We start from the raw sequence: 2,209 nt of genomic DNA, 5'->3' as shown, positions 1-2,209 counted from the left end.
CTAGACAACCTTGTTTTATGCTTGGATATAAGGCTTATTTTAAAATAATAGTAGTGAAGATTTTCTAAAATTAACATAATACACCTTATACGAAATGCTTGATATTTCTCTTTAAATATCATTATATTAACGTAAGCCGTTCTGGAGTATAGGGCACCAGAACGGCTTTTTATTGATTATTCATGTTCCACGATCACTAATTGAGCGATGTTCCACGGTTTTATTCAGTTTTAATAAACATCATCCGGTTTTTTGAGGAGTCATTATTTCAAGTGCTTGCACTGAAATTGGCTCTTCAAAAAACTGGAGTCTTGGCTAACCATATGGAAGGAAAAAGCGGCTTAGGAAGCCTCTCTTCTTCTGTTCTGGTTCAACATGCTCCGGGATAGGAATACGCTTATTGTCTTGCTGAGGAGTAGTCAATTCGTCATAGTTCGTTGCTAGTTCCGACCGAGGATCCGTTGCTATATCCTGTTTAAAGCTCTGATCGGTAAAGGTAGTCATATTGGCTTTTGGTGCTTCTAGTAAGCGCTGCATAGCTTCAATCTGTTCTTGATAAAACGATTCACGTTCTAAAGATTGATTTTCTCTCTGTATTGCCTGATTTAATTGTTTTTCCAGTATGTCAACTTGACGTTTTAGTAAGTCAACTTCTGTCAAGTTTTGACTGTTAATTGATTGACTTTGATTGACTGTATCCTCTTTTTTTTGTGGTTCCCCAAAAACTCTTAGGGCCTCTGAAAAGTCAATTAATCCATCAGATCCTTTAGATAAATTTCCTTTGTTTATATGTGCATATATGGCTTGTCTTGAATATCCATAAAGCTTAGCTAACTCTGAAACTGACAGTTTTTTCATTATGTAAACCAGTTTTCAACTTGTGTTAATACCTGACTGTTAACTTAACAATTTCAATTAACAATGTCATTGAAATCCTAATTTTCTGAGTAAAGGAAGTAATTCCTTAAATTTCTCTGCATCTTGCAGCATGGCAGCTATACGTACAGCAAACTGCTGATAGCTTTCTGTGCCTTGTGAATATTTACTCATCTCAGGAAGCTCTGAGAGCTTGTTGGCGAATAGATGGCGTTGTTTATCTGTTATTTTTGAAAAGAGGTCTAATGTATTCGGATCTCTTTTAGATTCGACTGAATGCGTGGCTGATTTTTTCTGTTTAAAGCTAAATGAAAAACCAGTAATAGATCTACCTGTTTTATGCTGTTCAACTTTGACAATAATATCGGTATGTTCATTTACTTGTTTTAATGCAATGTCTAAAACATATTTTTTAAAATCATACATTCGTTTGTATTCAGTCTCGAGTACACCTATTTTTTGTCTAAAATCATACATAGTTATGAGAGGCGTTTTTCCAGTACTACGCCATGCAATCAATATTTCATATAAACGAACAGCATAAGCACTTGTTAAATTACTTATTTGTTGTATTTCATACTTTGTAAATTGTTCTTCTAACCTAGTAATTAAAGGCACAATAGCAGGGGCAAAAATAAGTCTAACGACAGCTTCATTATCAATATAAGCCACCTCGCTCACCCATCTTGATTTGTGATTAATAGTGTTACCTTTTTCACTAAGACTCTGATAACTGAATTGTCTTGCAAACAAGTCATCGCAAGCATCTTTTAACGCCTGATAAGCCGTATTTCGATGTACACCAAACTGATTAATATAACTTTCAGCATGAACTGTTAGTGGATCATTAGCATTTATCCCTTTACCCGATTCCCTTGCTTCAACAATAGCTAGGAGAATTAACCTCTGTTCAACTAGATCGAGGTTATAACTGGCATTGATTAAGGCGTTATCTTTAACAACTAGTTCTGTTTTCATATGAAAAGATTATATTTTTAATTCAATAAGACGAGGTTATATAATTATCTCGCTTAATGCAAGGTAAACCTCGTTTTAATGCAAGGTAAACCTCGTTTTAATGCAAGGTAAACCTCGTTTTAATGCAAGGTAAACCTCGTTTTAATATCTCTAGAACCATTATGAATAAAGGATTACAGCTTAATTAAAAGCATTTAAAAGCTTAAAAATAATTAAAAGCCCAGGGAGTAAAAAATTGCCCTTGGTTTTCGCTTCGCTCAAACTCTATTGAATCTCGCTTTCGCTCGATTCGTCGGGGCAATTTTTGGTTCATATTTTCGTGAATTTGAGAAAAAGCAAAAGCAAGATCAAAAGC

2 protein-coding genes are annotated in these 2,209 nt (G+C 34.5%); both read right to left on the bottom strand.

The window, feature by feature from the left end; all coding sequences use genetic code 11:
- Positions 1-315: 315 nt before the first annotated feature.
- Positions 316-858 (bottom strand): plasmid replication DNA-binding protein, encoded by a 543-nt coding sequence (locus FTV42_RS16365; protein ID WP_004896925.1) that lies wholly within the window; start codon positions 856-858, stop codon positions 316-318.
- 66 nt (positions 859-924) lie between these two features.
- Entirely contained in the window at positions 925-1,854 is a 930-nt protein-coding gene (repM, locus tag FTV42_RS16360) for a replication initiation protein RepM (protein ID WP_068553070.1), read from the bottom strand.
- Positions 1,855-2,209: the final 355 nt, after the last annotated feature.

Source organism: Acinetobacter sp. YH16052, from assembly GCF_013417155.1.
In the GTDB taxonomy this organism is placed as follows: domain Bacteria; phylum Pseudomonadota; class Gammaproteobacteria; order Pseudomonadales; family Moraxellaceae; genus Acinetobacter.
The sequence above is the reverse complement of the archived record's forward strand: the minus strand, read 5'-3'. Positions and strand labels throughout refer to the sequence as shown.